Source organism: Kitasatospora sp. NPDC034035 (assembly GCF_055575755.1).
In genome coordinates this window covers 1-15,948 of sequence record NZ_JBVISA010000047.1, presented here as the reverse complement: position 1 = coordinate 15,948, position 15,948 = coordinate 1, and the positions used below count along the sequence as shown (strand labels likewise).

Sequence of the window (15,948 nt, the reverse complement as noted above, 5' to 3'; positions counted from 1 at the left end):
CATCGTCGTCGGGAGCCGGTGCCTCGCTCCGTGCCAGTCGTTGGCGAAAGCGAAACCGGCGTGGGTCAGCAGGGAAGCGGCCAGGCTGTCGCCGCCTCGCCTGACGACGCGGCCGCTCGGTTCGCTGGTGATGGTGACAGTGATGGGCATGACGGGCTCCGGGGCTCGCGGTGGCGGGACGTGGGCGGTGGGCAGGTGGCCGAACTCGGCGGCCATGCGGCGGCACTCGGCATGGATGTTGAAAGCCGCACGGTGGGTGTGCGGAGAGAGGCCGTCCTCGCGGGCGAGAGAGGCTACGAGGTGCAACCACACGCGGCGAGTTGCGGGTCGCAATCCATCGGCAGCCGTCCGGGTCGCCTTCGGGGGCGATGCCCGAGACCGAGACGATTCGTCGCGCGACCTGGCTCCACTGGCTGTCGGAGAGGTTCGGGCAGGCGCGGGTCCGAGCGGATTGAGCAGTGCCACGTCGGCTGCGGCGGTACCAGGCCGAGCTGCCCGAGCGGTGCGTCGACAGCCTGCGCCAGGTAGGGCAGCGCGTCGGGCTGGCCGAGCATCTCGATCGGGGCACCGTGACATTCCCCGTCGATAAGGCGGGGGGGCGCTGTCGTCGGCGCGGTCGCCCGGCCCGTACATATAGGTGAGCAAGCTGGTTGTGCTGCTGGCGCGCTGCAGGTGGGCGATCACGGGCTCGACCTCGAAGGAAAGCGGTGGGCGGGAGGCCCGAAGGCCGGGCTGCTGGAGAGAGGATCCGCAGATTCCGCGATTTGGCCAGGCCGGAGATGGGTGGTAGACGCGCAGCCCACCAGCGCGGATCGGGTCCTGCGCTGGCGGGCCGGCCGGTTCTCAGCACTGCGCGGTCAGGCCGTGGTCGTGGGCGAAGCTCAAACTGGCCCAGTACGCATGTCTCCGACGCCCCGTCGTCGGCGGTCCGGTCCCGGCGATGAGGGGCTAGCGAACGAGCAGCAAGCGAGCGGAAACCGATCCTCGCCGATCGCTTTGCCGCAGTCCCCGCCGAAGACCCGAAGCGACTCCTCTCACCGGGCAGGATCGGCTCGTGAACCTGGCAGACCTCAGCGCCTCTATCCCCGCCTTGCTCGCCCTCCCCATCAGCTTCATCACCGCCCTGTGGGCCAGGCGCACCGGTGACCGGGCAGCAAACGCGACGCTCACCGCAGGGCTCAACCAGGCCCACGCCGCCATCACAACAGCGCGCGTCCAACACCGAGGCGACCACGAGTCCAGGGAGCAGACCGCTCTCGCCGACGCGTCGTCCGCCTTCCTCCGCGCGGCCGACGCCCTTGCGGCCACGGTCCAACGGCTGCCGAATGTTGATCACGATCAGCGCGGCACGCAACTCGCCGACACCAGCATGATGGTGGAGACCACCTTCGGCCCGCTGGAACTCCTGGCCTCGCCGAACCTCCTGCCCCATGCCAAGGCGTTGTTGGACCATTGCCGGTCACTGGAGAAGCTCGCACTCGACCGGGCGGTGCTCCGCTCAGCCGTTCAGTCTCTGGAGTCCGGTTGGTGCTACCTCAACGCGGAGTTCTGCGACCACCCTCACCACGTCTCGGCGTACCTTGCGTGGGAACTTCTCGTGGAGTGGTCCGGCAAGGAAGAGGAAGAGAGGTGGAGGGACCGGGATCTCATGGAGTTCTGCCTTCAGGAGAGCCAGTGCCTGTCCGTCGAGGAAACGGCCCGGGTGGTCGCACTCGCGGACCGCCTCCCTGGCAGCTGGTCACAGATGATCGGCGGCTTCATCCGCGATCCCCTTATGGAACGCTTCACCTCCATACGCACACTCTTCGTCGAAGCCGCGCGTTCGACGAAGACCCCGGTCGAGGCCAACCCGTGGCGTCCCGCCTCTGTGGCCTAGCTAGGAGCTGTTTGGCGGATCATGTGGCTCGTTCGGTTGCCGGTATGTCGAAGACCAGCGTGAGGTGGTGCTCTCGGTGCGCCGGACATCGCAGCGCAGGGGTAGGTAGACACGGGGCTCCGGACAGGTGGTGGGGGTGCCCCGCCGGAGCGGGCACCAGGCGGTCAGACGAAGGGGTTCTCGGTGGGTCGGTCGCTGTCGGTGGCCGCTTCCAGCAGCTCGGCCAGGTCGCCGGGCTCGGAGGCGCGCTGGTCGATCCACCACCCGGCGCGGGTGATGGTGCGGGCGGCGTCCTCGATTCCCTGCCAGTCGGCCTCGTCCGTGTCGCCTTCGAGGACCAGGGCGGTGTAGGCGGCGGACAGGATCTGGTGGCGGCAGCGCACTCCCCAGGCGATGGCGCGCTCCGGTCCCTCCAGCGGCGGCATCCAGTACTGCTCGGACCAGGCGTCCGACTCGGCCTGCTCGGCGGCGCGCTTCGCCTCCAGCCAGGCCGCCTTGTCCTGCTCGTCACCGTCCTTGGCGACCCGCCAGCAGTCGGTGCATTCCTGCTTGGCGAGCCACGCAGCGAAGCCGGCTCGGCGGTCGGCTGCCCGGTCGGACAGGTCACGCTCGGTCTCGTGCCCGCAGGTATGGGCGATGGTCCAGAGCTTATTCACTCCCGGCCATGGGGACTGCTCCTTAGGGGAGTTGGGGTCAGTGCTTGCGGGCGAAGGCGATGCGCGGGTCCACGGGACGCGCGGCGGGTGCGGGGGTACTGGGCTCGGCGATCGGCGCCCTGCCCGGCACTCCGGTGCGGGCCGGGCTCGCGGCGAGGGCGGCTGCGTTGAGCGGGAACCGTTGGGTGGTGAAGCCCTGGCTGCTCTCGTGCCGGAGCGCTGGTTCCCGCGCCAGCTGGCGGCGAGTGGCGGCCTCGGCGAGCTGCGGCTGGACAGCTACCTGAAGGTCACCCGCCCGCTGCATCGCTACCGTGGCGCGGGCGAGCTTGCCGAAGGCATCGCCACGCTCGGTGGCGGCGGGCAGGGTGTAGACGTCCAGCTCGTGGCTGAAGCTCCAGCCGTGCGCTTCGAGGATCGCTCCGCCGCGCTCAACGGCATTGACGGTGTCGGCGGTAGCAGCGATGACGCCGAGCATCGAGTGCTCGGCGAACGCGACGTCCGGCTCGGAGCGCCCGTTCACCAGCCAGCGGGTGGAGGCCGGATCCGGGTCGAAGCCGTCATCGGCCCGCACGGTGTATCCGGCAGTCCGGAGCATGTCCACGGCGGTGGTAGCGCGGACCTGGCCGTCGCGGTGTTGGTCGGTCAGTGCGTACATGACCTTGCTGCCGGGGACGCGCTCGAATCCGAGGCGTTCCAGCGTCCAGTCAGCGCCTGCGAGTTGGCGCGGGTTGGCTGCGCAGATCCCGAGTTCGGGGTCGCGGCCGATGGCGATGTCCGGTTGGAAGCGGGCGTGGTCGAGCTCGGGGTCGCGCATGGCAGGTCCATTCGAGGGGCGGGGAATTGGGGAAGAGCGCAGGATTGGGGTGGGATCTGCCGGTGCGGTTCAACAGGGCACCTCCGGGGATGGGAACGGGTCATCGGGCCTGGGCGACGTCGGTTGTTCTGGCCGGCGCCGCCGGGGCTCGGGATTCGTGAACTCACGGGACTTTCAGGCCATGCGGGCGTCGGTGTCGAAGAGCGCCTTTTCGGCGGGGTGGAGGATGTGCTGGGTGATGAAGCTCCGTCCGGCGACCTTCCACAGGCCGCGTCCTCGGGTGAGTGCGGCGACGGCTTGGGTCTCGACGCCGGTCAGTCCCAGCAGGGAGGCGGCGGTGGCGAGTTGGTCGCTCTCCTGGCGGTAGATGATGCGCGTGCTGCAGTCCGCGAGCAGGCCCTCGGCCAGGACCCGGCCGCGTGAGCCCGCATCGCCTGCGGACAGTAGGTCGGACAGCCGGTGGATCACCATCAGGTTTGCGATGCCCAACCCGCGGGACAGCTTCCACTGGCTCTGCATTCGCTCCAGCAGGCCGACATGGCGCATCACCCGCCACGCCTCGTCGTAGATCACCCACCTCCGGCCGCCGTGCGGGTCGGCGAGAGCGGACTCCATCCAGGCGCTGGCGCAGGTCATCGCGAGAACGAGCGCGGTGTCGTCGCCGCTGCCGCCCAAACGCGAGAGGTCGATCGTCAGCATCGGGACGCTCGGGTCGAAGGTGAAGGTGCTCGGGGCGTCGAACATGCCGGACAGGTCGCCGTGGACCAGGCGCCGCAGGGCGTGGGCGAGGTCCTCGGCGGCCGGGCCCATGCGCCCGCCCTGCTCGCCGAGGGCGGCGTCGAGGCGCTCGGGCGAGCCGAGGGTGTGCGCGATCTGGCCGAGTAGCGGCACCGTGCCACGCGCCTGGGCGTCGGCGACGACCAGGTCCAGTGAGAGGTCGAGGGCGGTGTGTTCCATCGGCAGCAGGTCGCGCCCCAGTACCGTGCGGGCGAGGCCGGCCAGCAGCATGAGGCGGCGCTTTCGGACCTCGCCCGCCCAGTCCTGCTCGCTCATGCTGCTCGGCCGCGCGGGGGCGTCGAGCGGGTTGAGCCGACCCTTCAGGCCGGGCCCGAGCGCGATGGTCTGCCCGCCGAGGGCCTGGGCGACCGCCGTCCACTCGCCCTTCGGGTCGGACGGCACGTACACGCGGTACTTGTGGGCGATGGCCCGGGTCGCTATCGACTTGGCCAGAGCGGACTTGCCCATGCCAATGATCCCGGCCAGCACGGCATTCGGGTTCGTGAAGCCCTCGACCTTGCCGCTGTTGTAGAGGCTGAACGGGTCGTAGCAGAACGAGCCTTCCGAGTGGACGTCCCGGCCGATGAAGATCCCCTCCGAGCCCAGGCCGCCCTCCGCCAGGAACGGATAGGCCCCGCTCGCCACGGCGGTGGTCATCCGGTGGGCCGGCAGGCGCACCTTCCCGCCTCGAGCGGAAGCCGGACCCGGCCGACCTGTCGGCGGGTAGGTCGCCCGGAGCTCCGGATCGAGCCCCTCCTCCTCCCGCTCGGGCGGGGCCTCGGCGAGGCGGGCCTTGCGGCGTGCCTGGTCGAAGTCTCGACGGGCGGAGCGCAGTTCAGAACGCGTGGACTTGCGGGGGACAAACAGGGGGCTGGCGCTGGCGCGGGTCTTGGGCATGGCGGTGGGCTCCGTTGGGGTGGCGGTAGAGGGTCAGCGGCGCACGAGGCCGGTGAACGGGGCGTGCAGGTCGGCCGCTGTGGTCTGGCGCCGAACGCGGTGCGCGGTGCGCTGGTGGCGCTGGCAGATCGTCAGCTCGGGCGCGCCTTCGGGAAGGCCGGCCTGGCACGCCTCGCGGTCGGGCACCTCGCCGCTGCCGGGCCGGGGAGCGCAGTGGTAAGCGGCGTGCACGTGGTCGGCCGCCTGCCAGATCCGGGTGCGGGCGGCCCGCAGTTGCTCGCCCTCGATCGGCACGAGCGCACCGGTCCGGCTGGCGTGGGCGTCCAGCAGGGCGTGGAGGGAGACGAGGTGGGAATGCAGGCTGTCCAGCTCGGCGCGCGAGGTGACCAGCGGGCCTGCGGGGAGGTTGAGCGTGCGGTGGAAGTCGACCGCCGCGGTCGCGAAGGGAAGGAAGTCCTCCGCGAGGGGAGTGGTGGTGCGGGGCATGGCGGTGCTCTTTCCAGGGAGATGGGGGTGGTGGTTCAGGCGGCGAGGGCGAGGGGGAGCGCGGCGGCGGTGAACGCCTCGGCCTGCTGCCAGGTGAGCGGGCGAAGGTCGAGCTGGGCGGCGACAGCGGCGGTCTCCACGACGGCGCAGGCCGAGCGCAGCTCCTCCTCGCTGTCGGCGCTCACCGTCAGCAGGCCGGTCAGGGCGACGTCGGAGTGGCCGGCGATGAGCTGGCGCTCGCGCTGCTTGACGTCCTGGTACTCGACCGTGTCGGCTTCGCTGTCGACCTGGCCCCGGCGGGCGCGCTCGGCCGAGTCCGCGATGATGCTGGCCTTCTTGCGCTGGACATCGCGCATCGCCGCGTCCAGTCCCTTGGGCTCATACGCCAGGGACAGGGTGCGCTGGACGCCGCTGCTGAAGAGCAGCTGGTGCAGGAACCCGGGGCTGGTCTCGGTGCGGGGCCAGTTCTCCACCCAGTAGGTGGAGTGGACGGCGGAGTCGGTGGCGATATGTCCGGCGCGCTCGACCACGACCACGGGGCCGGCGGCAGCGGGATCGGCCTCCGGGCGCCCGGAGGCCGACCAGCGCTCCAGCCCGGTCAGGGCCTTGGGGTCGTACGCGGTGCGCACAACGGCGGCGATCTCGGTTGCGGATAGCCAGCCGACCGGGTTGAGACCAGCCGTGCGAGCGGCCTGGTCGAAGGTCGCGGTCAACTGGGCCAGGACCGAGAATCCACCAGCGAGACCGCCACCGGCCTGGTTGATCAGCCGCCGGGCCGCCTTGAAGTCCAGCGCGATGGCCACGTACGCCTCGTGCGGGGCGGCAGCCGGTCCCGCATTCTTGACCAGCTCGCTGTAGATCTCACCGGCCACCGGCGCATCCGGGTTGCCGGTCTTCTCCCAGTACCGCCGAAGCGAATCGCCCGAGGCCGGCATCGTGCGCTCGATCACCTGGATTCGGGCGATGTGCCCGGTGCGGGCCAGCGCCGCCAGTGCCCGTCCCCACCCGTTGACGTTGGTGTTCTGCGTGGCGGGGTCGAGCAGCGCGTAGGCGCGGCTGCTGACCTTGACGACCGCGGTCAGCGTCCCGGCGCGCGGGTCATGGACCGCGCCGTACCGGCGGTCGGGGGCGGTGACCACCCGAAGGCTCGCGGCAGTACCGGGCAGGTGCAGAAGGCCCTCACGTACCGGCCGCCGGGAAGGCCGGGCGAGCCAGACCAGCTGGCCGCGCAGGCGCCGCAGCGCGTAGCGGGTGACGATCGGAGCCCAGTCGGCGAGGGAGCGGCCACGGTGGCGGACGAGGACGAACAGGGTCACGCCGGCCCACAGCGGGATGAGCTCGAGCGCGCCGACCACGCCATGGGTGAGGACGACGGCGAGGAGGAGAAGGCCGGCGAGGGAGGCGACGATCAGCTGGGCGGCGGTCAGACCCAGCAGGATGCCGCGCTTGGAGCGGTGCGGGAACTTCACGGTGGCCGGGGAGGTGTCAGTCATCGGGGATCCAGGAGGTGCGAGCGGGCGGATGGGGGCGGCGGTCGCGGGGTTCTTCTGGAAGCCATGGCCGAAGTCCTGTTCGGGGGTTCGGGGGAGGAGGGGCGGGCTGTGGCCTGGCGGTCAGCAGCCCGCCCCGAGGAGGTGAGTGGTCAGGAACCGGACGGAGGCTGCTGGGGGAAGACCCAGCGCTGTGGGGACGGTGAGCCCTGCGGGGAGGGTCCACCGGCCGGCGGAGCCGCAGGGCTGCTCGGCGCGGAGCCCGAGGAGCCTGGAACGTGACCGGTGGTGCCCGACGGTCGGCTGACCGGGGAGCCCTGGGCAGACGGTGCGGCACTCTGGCTGGCGGAGCCCCCCGATGCCGTGGAGTCACCCGACTCCGAGCCGCCGTCGTCACCAGCGGCGGGTGCTCGGGTGATGAGTGCGGGGATGCCCGGACGCTGGATGAGGGCACGGCCCCGGTCTCCGCCGGCGCTCGGGTCCTCACCGAATCGGAAAGTGCTCGGCGTGCTCGGCGGCCCGGCGTCGATGCCCTCCTTGCTGAACCGCCCGGAGGGGTCGATCCCGGAGGCGACACCGTCCTGACCCATGCCCGGAACCTTGGCGGGGCCCTGAGGTGCGGGCGTGCCGGTGCCGACCTGCATCGCCATGCTCGCCGCAGTCTTGGCCGCACCTGCGGCGACCGCCACCCCGGCGACACCGGTGCGGTGCAGGTCGTCGTGCCCGCCGTTGTCCGTCGCCCAATGCACGAACTTGTACGTCGCGTAAGGGCACAGCAGGACGAGCACCATCACGACGATGCCCGCCATCGCGTCCGAGAGCGCCGACATGCCGTCCTTGGCATCGCTCTTACCCATCGCGGAGACGCCGATCAGGAACACCACGGTCATCAGCAACTTCGACACGACCAGGGTGGCCGTGGCCTCGATCCAGCCGCGCCGCCAGCGCTTGGCGACCTCCCAGCCGCCGCCGCTTCCCGCGAAGACCGCGAGGGCGACCAGGATCAGGACGCCGACCTTGCGGGCCACCATCGTGCACCAGTAGAGGAAGGCACCGATCGCACAGCCCAAGGCGACCAACGACGGTACGCCCCAGCCGAGTCCGTACATCGCGCCGAGTTCGTTCACCTTGACGACGCGGCGGATCGCATCTTCCACGGACGTGTTGGCGGCGTGGAACAGGCCGTCGCTCAACGCGTCCACGACGGTGATCGCCACGCTGGTGAAGGAGATCGCGCAGAACGAGAACAGGACGCCGGTCATGGTGCCGATCGCGGCTTGGGCGAGGGCGCGTTCGTCCCTGCGCCAGGCGGCGAACATCAGCTGGATGCAGAACGTGCCGACGATGATCGACAGTCCGATGGGCAGCAGCAGCGCGTAGTTGTCACGGAACCAGGGAGCATTGAGGTCGATGCTCGTGGTCGCGTTGACGGCCTTGGCGGCCAGGTCGGCCGCGCTGGAGGCGAGCTCGCCAGCGGACTTGGCGATCCACGCGCCGATGCCGTCGGTGATCGACTTGCCCGGATCGGAGACGAAGTTGGCCGCGTCGCAGACCGTGTTCATCAGAGGAAGGTCGCAGACACCCATGGGGGTACCTCCTTTCGAGGGCGGTGGTCAGGGGGAGACGGATGGGAAGACGCCGGCGAGCGTGCAGTTCTGCGACGGGCGGCACTGCACCGCGAGCGTCGTCGAGCGGGCGTCGGCGCCGCCGGCGGGCGAGCCGTTCCAGCTGATCGACTGCTGGCCGGAGACCGTGACGGCGTAGACGTACGCCTGCTTGATCGCCCCCGGGTCGGCCTGCAGAGCCTGGGTGAAGGAAGCCGGGAAGTGCGCCTCGCTCACGCTCGCGGTCGCGAACTGGCCGTTGTCGGCCATCCGGCCCCAGAGCACGGGCGAGGGCACCAGGGCATCCATGGAGGCGGTGTCCGCGTACTTGGCTTCCGGCGACATCCACGTGTGCAGCGCGGCCAGCAGCTCGGGCTGGGCGTAGGAGCGGGTGTCATACGACCACAACGCCGATGCCGCCGCCTTGCCGAAGGCGATCGGATCCTGGGTGGCGGGCGGAGCGGGCAGGGCAGCGCGACCACCGGGTGTGGCCGAAGCCGCAGTGGCGGAAGGCGCGGCAGAAGGAGAGGAGGCCGAACTCGCCGAGGAGGAGGGGCCCTTGGCGGGCGCCCTGACGTCGCGGGTGAGGTAGGCGAACAGGCCGGCGAGGGCGACGAGCACGGCCAGGACGGCCGTGCCGAGCAGCGCCCGGCGGCGCACGCGAGATGCGCCGCCGGGGTTGCCGCTGCGGTCAGTGGCAAAGGAACGCTCGCGCATCAGTGGACCTGGCCGCCGAGCGTCGAGAAGAACGCGACCACGCCATTTGCCGCGCCGAGCAACAGCGCCGCGCCGGCGGAGACCAGGACGCCCTTCTTGCCGTTGGCCTCGGCCTGGTGGCCGCCCGAGTGGTGGCCCCAGGCCCACACGCCGGCGCTCACCGCGAGCGCGCCGACGACGGCGATGATGCCGAAGAGATTGATCGAGCCCATCACCTGCTTGAGGACCGCGAGGCCGGGCAGACCGCCCTCGTTCGGCTGGATGCCCGGGTCGTAGGCGAGCTGGATGGCCTTGTCGGCGAGAAACATTACGAACTCCAGTTCTATTCAGTGCACGCGCCAGCCCGGATCGGGGAAGGAGGCGGTGCGGCGGAGCGGGAAGGGGGGAGGGGAGAGGGGGAGGGAGAAAGCGCCGGTCAGACGACTCGGCGGGCCGCGAGAACCTGCGGCTTCCAGTCGGCGAGGGTCGAGATCTTGACCACGTCGCCGGTGTGCGGGGCCTGAACCACAAGGCCCGAGCCGATGAACATGCCCACGTGATCGGGGGCTTGGGCCGACCCCTCGGTGAACAGCAGGTCACCCGGCTTGAGGGCGTCGATAGAGACAGGCTGACCCTCGGCGACCTGGTCGTAGGTCGTCCGCCCGAGGGTGACCCCGGCGGCGCGGTAGGACGCCTGCATCAGCGCAGAGCAGTCGCACCGGCCCATCGGGTCCGGCCCGTGAGGGTCCGTGCAGTTGCCGCCCCACTGGTAGGGCGTGCCGAGCTGCCCGAGCGCCCAACGGATTGCGGTCTGCACCTGCGGCGGAGCGTCGGCCGGGATCGTGTACCCGGCCGGGAGGGTGCCCGGCGGTATGGTCCCAAAGCCGGAGCCGTCCCCACCGCCCGTGCAGCCGCTGCCGCTTGAGGCCGGCGGGGGGCTACTTCCGCCGCCGGGGCTGGGACTCGGCGTGGCGCCGGTCTTGGCGAGCAGGGGCTCGATCGCCTTCTGCAGCGCGGTGGCCAGCGGTTCCCACTTGGCGTAGGCGTCCGGATAGGCCGAGCGCTGCACCGCTTGGGCAGCCTGGGTGACGGTCATCGACTCCCAGCCGGGGACCTGCTGGAGCGCCGAGTAGAACTCGGCGCTCGCGTGCACCGGGTTGAGGATCTGCTCCGCGGTGCCCCAGCCCTGGGAGGGCCGCTGCTGGAACAGGCCCAGGCTGTCGCGGTCCCCGTAGGTGAGGTTTCGCAGGCCGCTCTCCTGTAGAGAGGTCGCCAGCGCCACGATCTGCCCCCGGACCGGGATGTGCATCGCGACGCCGGTGGCCTGGATCGTCTTGGCGTTGGGCACCTGCTCGGCCGGGTTGTCCAGTCCCGGCACCGCCACGGTGCTCTTGTCTCCGCCTCCCAGGATCGCCTTCACCTGAGCGGCCACCGCCGAGGTATCCACAGCCTGTGCACCGCTGTTGGAGCAGGACGTGGCTGCGGCGGCGGATCCGGCTGCCGCGATGAGGACCGGAACAGCCAGCATCAGCGGGCCGGCGGCGGCGAGGCCGACAACGGCCCCGGCGGTCTTCTTCATCGCCGCCGCCAACAGTCAACGGCGTGAACGGCCTTGACCGGACGAAGGGTCGGGAACAGCGGCGGGTGTATCAGGGCATGCTGCATCGCAGTGGCTCCTCGCTGGTTGTAGGAGGCGCGGTGCCGGCTTCTCGTGCAAAGCCGCCGGCACCGCACCGGTGTGAATCCGCCTCGCGGAGGCGGGCCCGGATCAAGGGAGTTGGTAGCTCCCGGACGCCGGTCTCGGGTCATGCGCGGCAGCCAGCCGCGCTCGTAATCTCAGGCGGTGCAAGGGGGTTCTCCTCGGATCGCGGAATCGGGTTTCGAATGCGCCGACAGTGCACCGTAATTGGACGGCGCAACATGAATCAGCACAGGTCAGCAAGGGTGGAGCGGGGCTCCGTCCCGGTGACATGGCCAGACATTAGACGCGGATTCCGGCCGCACCAAACGACCCCGAACCAGGCCCTGGAGCCGGGCGGTTTCCTCATTAGGTACGGCCGGACATCGCGGCTAACCTCCGGCGCATCCCCACTCCGAGCGGCTGCCGCTTCGGCGTCGCTCGGAGTGGGCCCAGTCCCGTCACGCCCTGAAAGAGGCCCCGCGCATGAGCTACACCCTGCACCGAGGCGACGCCCTCACCGTGCTCAAGACCCTCCCCGACGAGAGCGTCGACGCGGTAATCACTGACCCGCCGTACAACTCCGGCGGACGCACCAGCTCCGAGCGCACCGCCCGCGACGCCCGCGCCAAGTACGTGACCAGCGGCTCGGCGCACGACCTGCAGACCTTCCCCGGCGAGAACCGCGACCAGCGCTCCTACCGCGCCTGGCTGACCGCCCTGCTGACCGAGGGATACCGGGCCTCGAAGGAGCATTCCGTCGCGATGGTCTTCTCCGACTGGAGGCAGGAGCCCACCACCTCGGACGCCCTCCAGATGGCCGGCTGGACCTGGTGCGGCACGATCCCGTGGATCAAGCCTGCCAGCCGCCCGCGCAAGGGCGGCTTCAAGCAGTCTGCCGAGTTCATCACCTGGGGCGTCAAGGGCAGCCTCAACAAGAACAGGGAGATCTACCTCCCGGGCCACTTCATCGCCTCGCAGCCCCGCAAGGACCGGGTCCACATCACCCAGAAGCCCGTGGAGATCATGCAGCAGCTCGTCCAGATCTGCCCCGAAGGCGGCACCGTCCTCGACCCCTTCACCGGCTCCGGCTCGACCGGCGTCGCCGCGCTCAAGGAGGGCAGGAAGTTCATCGGGATCGAACTCTCCACCCACTACGCCAACGTCGCCGAACAGCGACTGCGAGCAGAACTAACCCAGGACGACTTCGTCCTGGCCGGGCCCGAGGCGTGAGAACCGGGACAGCCGGGGCCGGCAGAGAGCAGACGCGAAAGGGCGGCTGCCGCATCGAGTTGCCGATGCGGCAGTCGCCCTTCGCTGTTGGTCAGGCCGCGTCGAAAGCCCGCTGGATCAGCGGCGCCGCCCGCTCCAGGTCGTCCGCCGATCTGATGCGTACCTCCAGGTCGCCCGTCCCCAGGTGCCCGATCCCCCGCACATCGCGCGTGAAGCCCTCCTCCAGCGCGACGCTCTCCGGGTCCACCCGCAGATAGACCACGATCGTCTGGCTGGACGGGCGGAACAGCACACACGCCAGGTTCCTCATCCGCCGGAACGCGACGTAATGGAGCTTCGCCTCCACCTCGACATCGCCCGACCTGGTCAGAGCGTCACACAGCTCCTCGTAGAGCGCCCGCAGCGGTGCCGGCGGCTCAGCCACGCTCGCCTCCGCTGTGCTCGGCGCCTCCCCCAGAGCGCCGCCAGGTCGCTCGACCGGCGCCCGTGGACCAGACGACGCGGCGATGCCTGGGGCCGACTCCACCAGGAGCAGGCTGAGCAGCCCGTCGCCGAAGATCCGGTATCGCACCAGGTCGATGCGCTGACCCATGAGGTAGATCGCGGTCCTGTCGTGCCGGAAGAAGTCGGCGGCGATGCAGACCACCCGCGGGTTCCGCCAATCGATGCTCTCGGCTGCCTCGGTGCCCAGCTTTTCCCGCACGAGAGCCTGGAACTCGTGGCGGCTGCTCTTGAGCCAGGACAGGTACGAGACCGCCTGCGTCACCACCCCGTGGTCGCTGCCCTTCTTGTACTCGATGATCACGGGGGTACCGTTCTCGTCGAGCCCGAGCGAGTCGATCCGGCCACGATGCCACGGGCCCGTGGGGTACTCCGACGCCACGAAGCGGATGCCCAGCATCGCCTCCATGCTGGCCTCGATGCGGCGCTGCAGTTCGACCTCCAGCGCGACAGCTGAGCTGAGAACCTCAACGTCGCGATCACCATCCCGCCGAAACAGCCTGAGATCAGTCATCCGCCCTCCCCTTCGAGTCTCGCCAGGGGGACAATCGTCGGCTGGACGGGGATATTCCGCTTGGCCCGGTCGGAATGTCAGATGCTATGCCTAGCAGGCCGATTGCCGGACCCGAGACGCACTGACCGAGAGAGGTGCCCCCATGGCGCTCCATCCGCTCCAGGCTCCGCTGGACAATCTCGTCGACTACCTGCGGGATGGTCAGCACCTTTACAGCGTTGTCGATGAGCGGAACCAGCAGGCGGCGGCGGACCGCCGGGCACAGGGCAACAAGACTGGTGCTGGTTCTCCGCCGGCTTCGCACAAGTCGCTGAACCGTGCAGTCGTGGTTGCCGCAGTAGGGGCCTGGGAGGCGTTCTGCGAGGACCTTGCCCTGACAGCTCAGCAGCTGAGCCCGCAGGCGGTGCCTCCGAAGAAGAACTGGTTCCAGATCGACGGAGCGAACGGGATGGTCCAGACACCCAGCTCCAACAACGTGGGGAAGCTCTTCTGGACGTTCTTTCGCTTCGACCCGATCCCGCACTGGGACCTCAGCGTCCAGGTGAGCCCGAGTGAGCTGGGTCAGGGCGGTACCGGTTGGAGGGTTGCGAAGCAGCAGTACTCCGGGGCCGATGCTGCCGCGTTCCTGGACGCCATGGTTCAGGTCCGGCACGGTTTTGCCCATCAGGACAAGGCCAAGAAGCCGCCTGTCTACCCCGGGATCGTGACGCAGACCCCGAGCGGAAAGATCGCGATTCACTCCCACCACGCCCTGAACTCGCTCAGCGTCTTGGTACAGCTGGCCGTACTCACGACCGCTGGCCTTGCGACGGCAACTGGAAGCGGAACCACGTTTCGGTGGGCATGAAGTTCCCCCCTGATCATGGACAGCGGGTTTCTACGCTGCGGGGGTGAAGTCGTGTTGCAGTCTGGCCCGGGTCTCCAGTGGGGTGAGGTACCCGAGTTCGGGGTGCCTGCGGAGCCGGGTGCGGTTGTATTCGACTTCGATGAAGCGGAAGACGTCGGCGCGTGCCTGGACCCGGGTGCTCCAGACGGTCGTGCCGATCTCGGCCTTGAGTAGGGCGAACCAGCTTTCCGCAGCGGCGTTATCGTAACAGGAGCCGACGCGCCCCATGGATTGGCGCATGCCCAACTCCGATATTGCGGACCGGAATTCACTACTGGTGTATTCCTTGAACTCAACCGGTCGTCGCAACACCAGTTTCCTGGAGTGATAGTAGGTGCTCGTTGAGGGCTTCGGCGGGGGTCTTCCAGTCGAGGGTTTTGCGAGGCCGGTTGTTGAGGGTGAAGGCGACGGCCTGGAGCTCGTCGGTGCCCCAGCGCGACAGGTCCGTACCCTTCGGAAAATACTGCCGCAGCAGACCGTTCGTGTTCTCGTTGGTGCCGCGTTGCCAGGGGCTGTGCGGGTCGGCGAAATAGACCTGGAGCCCGGCGTCGACGCGGAGTTGGGCGTGCTGGGCCAGTTCCGTGCCGCGGTCCCACGTCAGGGACCTGCGCAGTTGCTCGGGCAGGGTGGTGATCGTGGCGGTGATCGCATCCTTCACGGCCTCGGCGCCGCGGCCGGCCAGCGCGGGCCCGTTCTTCGTGCGCGGTTCGGTGCCGAAGCCTTCCATCCGGGGCAGGTGCAGCAGCATCGTGAACCGTGTGCTGCGCTCGACCAGCGTGCCGATCGCGGACCGGCCGGTGCCGATGATGAGATCGCCCTCCCAGTGGCCCGGGACAGCCCGGTCTTCGGCCTCGGCGGGCCGTTCGCTGATCAGCACGTCAGCGGTGACGTGCCCGCGGACACTCTGCCTGGTGCGCTCCCGTGGGACGCGCAGTGACCGTCCGGTGCGCAGACAGGCGACCAGCTCGCGCTTGAGCGCCCCGCGTCCTTGGACGTAAAGGGCCTGGTAGATCGCTTCCGGAGAGATGCGCATGGACTCATCCTCGGGGAAGTCCACCTTGAGCCGCTGCGATATCTGCTCCGGGCTCCACGCCGTCGCCCAGCGGCGGTCCTGCCGGCGAGGCTTGTTCCTGCCCTGCCACGGCGGCACCGGGGGTCCGGCGACGACCTGGCCGTCCACGGCGTGGACGACGGTCCCGGCCAGCCGGTCCTGCACGTACTCGTGCAATCGCTCGTTGGCCACCAGCTTCGCCGTCTTCGGCCGCTGTGCCCGCCGCTCGGCGTGCCACTGCGCCAGCGTGGCCCGGTACTCCAGGTGGTAGGTCCGGGTCGAGGCGTTGCGTCGAAGTTCCCGCGAGATTGTCGAGGGTGAACGCCCCAGACACCGAGCGATCGCACGCACGCCGAGGTCCCGGGCACGCAGCAGAGCGATCTCCTCCCGTTCGGCGAACGACAGATAGCGGCCCGAGGTGGCTGGCGTGAGGCAGGGATTCACCCCGCCAGCATGACGAAACCACCGCGACCCCACAGCCTCCGAGACCCCGATCGCGGCCGCGGCGTCCACCGAGCTGAACCCCCGCGCGATCGCCTGCCAGAACCGGACCCGGTCCTCACGCCACGCGACGCTCGGCCGACCCGGCGAAGGCATCTGCCCGCGATACTCCCGCGCCGCCCGCTGCCGATTCCCCACAGCCACCCGCAAACCTCCAGCTCACGAGGTGTTGCGACGACCGGTTGAATCCGCCTTCGCTGCCGCGGTCGGTGTGCATGATGCAGCCCGACTCCAACTGTCCGCGTCCGGCCGCCAGCCGCAGCGCGGCGATCGGAAGCTCGGCCCGAT

General features: G+C 69.9%; 16 protein-coding genes. 3 read left to right on the top strand and 13 right to left on the bottom strand.

All coding sequences use genetic code 11. The features are described 5' to 3' along the window. Nucleotides 1-1,054 precede the first annotated feature (1,054 nt). The gene (locus ACZ52J_RS38950) at nt 1,055-1,876 is read left to right on the top strand and encodes a hypothetical protein (RefSeq protein WP_465625689.1); all 822 of its coding nucleotides are present in this window, start codon (nt 1,055-1,057) and stop codon (nt 1,874-1,876) included. Nucleotides 1,877-2,040: 164 nt separating this feature from the next. On the opposite strand, the gene ACZ52J_RS38945 is transcribed toward ACZ52J_RS38950, so the two are convergent. From ACZ52J_RS38945 to ACZ52J_RS38905, 9 genes are all read right to left on the bottom strand, one after another. After that, the gene (locus ACZ52J_RS38945) at nt 2,041-2,532 is read right to left on the bottom strand and encodes a hypothetical protein (protein WP_465625687.1); all 492 of its coding nucleotides are present in this window, start codon (nt 2,530-2,532) and stop codon (nt 2,041-2,043) included. Between the two features lie 37 nt (nt 2,533-2,569). Further along, nucleotides 2,570-3,346, bottom strand: coding sequence for a hypothetical protein (locus ACZ52J_RS38940; protein WP_465625685.1), 777 nt, complete (start codon nt 3,344-3,346; stop codon nt 2,570-2,572). Nucleotides 3,347-3,520: 174 nt separating this feature from the next. Beyond that, a complete protein-coding gene (locus ACZ52J_RS38935) occupies nt 3,521-5,020 on the bottom strand; it encodes an ATP-binding protein (RefSeq protein ID WP_465625683.1) in 1,500 nt (499 codons plus the stop codon). A 33-nt stretch (nt 5,021-5,053) separates the two neighbouring features. Continuing rightward, on the bottom strand, nt 5,054-5,506 hold the full coding sequence (locus tag ACZ52J_RS38930) for a DUF6238 family protein (protein ID WP_465625681.1): 453 nt from the start codon (nt 5,504-5,506) through the stop codon (nt 5,054-5,056). A gap of 35 nt (nt 5,507-5,541) precedes the next feature. Next, nucleotides 5,542-6,999, bottom strand: a complete 1,458-nt coding sequence (locus tag ACZ52J_RS38925) for an SCO6880 family protein (protein WP_465625679.1) — start codon at nt 6,997-6,999, stop codon at nt 5,542-5,544. A 149-nt stretch (nt 7,000-7,148) separates the two neighbouring features. After that, on the bottom strand, nt 7,149-8,582 hold the full coding sequence (locus ACZ52J_RS38920; protein WP_465625677.1) for an SCO6881 family protein: 1,434 nt from the start codon (nt 8,580-8,582) through the stop codon (nt 7,149-7,151). A gap of 27 nt (nt 8,583-8,609) precedes the next feature. Beyond that, complete coding sequence (locus ACZ52J_RS38915) at nt 8,610-9,317, bottom strand: hypothetical protein (RefSeq protein WP_465625675.1); 708 nt, start codon at nt 9,315-9,317, stop codon at nt 8,610-8,612. Further along, on the bottom strand, nt 9,317-9,625 hold the full coding sequence (locus tag ACZ52J_RS38910) for a DUF6112 family protein (RefSeq protein WP_153463742.1): 309 nt from the start codon (nt 9,623-9,625) through the stop codon (nt 9,317-9,319). Before ACZ52J_RS38910 ends, ACZ52J_RS38915 begins: the two co-directional genes overlap by 1 nt. 107 nt (nt 9,626-9,732) lie before the next feature. Beyond that, the gene (locus ACZ52J_RS38905) at nt 9,733-10,875 is read right to left on the bottom strand and encodes a C40 family peptidase (RefSeq protein WP_465625673.1); all 1,143 of its coding nucleotides are present in this window, start codon (nt 10,873-10,875) and stop codon (nt 9,733-9,735) included. Between the two features lie 585 nt (nt 10,876-11,460). Here ACZ52J_RS38905 and ACZ52J_RS38900 point away from each other — a divergent pair. Continuing rightward, nucleotides 11,461-12,207 (top strand): DNA-methyltransferase, encoded by a 747-nt coding sequence (locus ACZ52J_RS38900; protein WP_465625671.1) that lies wholly within the window; start codon nt 11,461-11,463, stop codon nt 12,205-12,207. A 91-nt stretch (nt 12,208-12,298) separates the two neighbouring features. Here the strand turns inward: ACZ52J_RS38900 and ACZ52J_RS38895 are convergent, their stop codons facing one another. After that, on the bottom strand, nt 12,299-13,222 hold the full coding sequence (locus ACZ52J_RS38895; RefSeq protein ID WP_465625669.1) for a DUF5655 domain-containing protein: 924 nt from the start codon (nt 13,220-13,222) through the stop codon (nt 12,299-12,301). A 142-nt stretch (nt 13,223-13,364) separates the two neighbouring features. On the opposite strand from ACZ52J_RS38895, the gene ACZ52J_RS38890 reads away from it, so the two are divergent. Continuing rightward, nucleotides 13,365-14,069 carry a hypothetical protein gene (locus ACZ52J_RS38890; RefSeq protein ID WP_465625667.1) on the top strand — a complete coding sequence of 235 codons (705 nt, stop codon included), beginning with the start codon at nt 13,365-13,367 and terminating at the stop codon, nt 14,067-14,069. A gap of 30 nt (nt 14,070-14,099) precedes the next feature. On the opposite strand, the gene ACZ52J_RS38885 is transcribed toward ACZ52J_RS38890, so the two are convergent. The 3 genes from ACZ52J_RS38885 to ACZ52J_RS38875 form a co-directional block, all read right to left on the bottom strand. Next, nucleotides 14,100-14,348 carry an integrase core domain-containing protein gene (locus tag ACZ52J_RS38885; protein ID WP_465625665.1) on the bottom strand — a complete coding sequence of 83 codons (249 nt, stop codon included), beginning with the start codon at nt 14,346-14,348 and terminating at the stop codon, nt 14,100-14,102. A 52-nt stretch (nt 14,349-14,400) separates the two neighbouring features. Further along, nucleotides 14,401-15,756 (bottom strand): IS30 family transposase, encoded by a 1,356-nt coding sequence (locus tag ACZ52J_RS38880; protein WP_465625663.1) that lies wholly within the window; start codon nt 15,754-15,756, stop codon nt 14,401-14,403. Continuing rightward, a partial coding sequence (locus ACZ52J_RS38875; RefSeq protein WP_465625661.1) for a hypothetical protein occupies nt 15,719-15,948 on the bottom strand: 230 nt, incomplete at its 5' end. The genes ACZ52J_RS38875 and ACZ52J_RS38880, both read right to left, overlap by 38 nt.

What these genes read in the sequence shown, in the direction of transcription:
- ACZ52J_RS38920 (WP_465625677.1), bottom strand. Translation starts at nt 8,582, where the DNA reads ATGGGTGTCTGCGACCTTCCTCTGATGAACACGGTCTGCGACGCGGCC.
- ACZ52J_RS38915 (WP_465625675.1), bottom strand. Translation starts at nt 9,317, where the DNA reads ATGCGCGAGCGTTCCTTTGCCACTGACCGCAGCGGCAACCCCGGCGGC.
- ACZ52J_RS38880 (WP_465625663.1), bottom strand. Translation starts at nt 15,756, where the DNA reads ATGCCTTCGCCGGGTCGGCCGAGCGTCGCGTGGCGTGAGGACCGGGTC.
- ACZ52J_RS38895 (WP_465625669.1), bottom strand. Translation starts at nt 13,222, where the DNA reads ATGACTGATCTCAGGCTGTTTCGGCGGGATGGTGATCGCGACGTTGAG.
- ACZ52J_RS38925 (WP_465625679.1), bottom strand. Translation starts at nt 6,999, where the DNA reads ATGACTGACACCTCCCCGGCCACCGTGAAGTTCCCGCACCGCTCCAAG.
- ACZ52J_RS38935 (WP_465625683.1), bottom strand. Translation starts at nt 5,020, where the DNA reads ATGCCCAAGACCCGCGCCAGCGCCAGCCCCCTGTTTGTCCCCCGCAAG.
- ACZ52J_RS38900 (WP_465625671.1), top strand. Translation starts at nt 11,461, where the DNA reads ATGAGCTACACCCTGCACCGAGGCGACGCCCTCACCGTGCTCAAGACC.
- ACZ52J_RS38930 (WP_465625681.1), bottom strand. Translation starts at nt 5,506, where the DNA reads ATGCCCCGCACCACCACTCCCCTCGCGGAGGACTTCCTTCCCTTCGCG.
- ACZ52J_RS38910 (WP_153463742.1), bottom strand. Translation starts at nt 9,625, where the DNA reads ATGTTTCTCGCCGACAAGGCCATCCAGCTCGCCTACGACCCGGGCATC.
- ACZ52J_RS38940 (WP_465625685.1), bottom strand. Translation starts at nt 3,346, where the DNA reads ATGCGCGACCCCGAGCTCGACCACGCCCGCTTCCAACCGGACATCGCC.
- ACZ52J_RS38890 (WP_465625667.1), top strand. Translation starts at nt 13,365, where the DNA reads ATGGCGCTCCATCCGCTCCAGGCTCCGCTGGACAATCTCGTCGACTAC.
- ACZ52J_RS38885 (WP_465625665.1), bottom strand. Translation starts at nt 14,348, where the DNA reads ATGCGCCAATCCATGGGGCGCGTCGGCTCCTGTTACGATAACGCCGCT.
- ACZ52J_RS38905 (WP_465625673.1), bottom strand. Translation starts at nt 10,875, where the DNA reads ATGAAGAAGACCGCCGGGGCCGTTGTCGGCCTCGCCGCCGCCGGCCCG.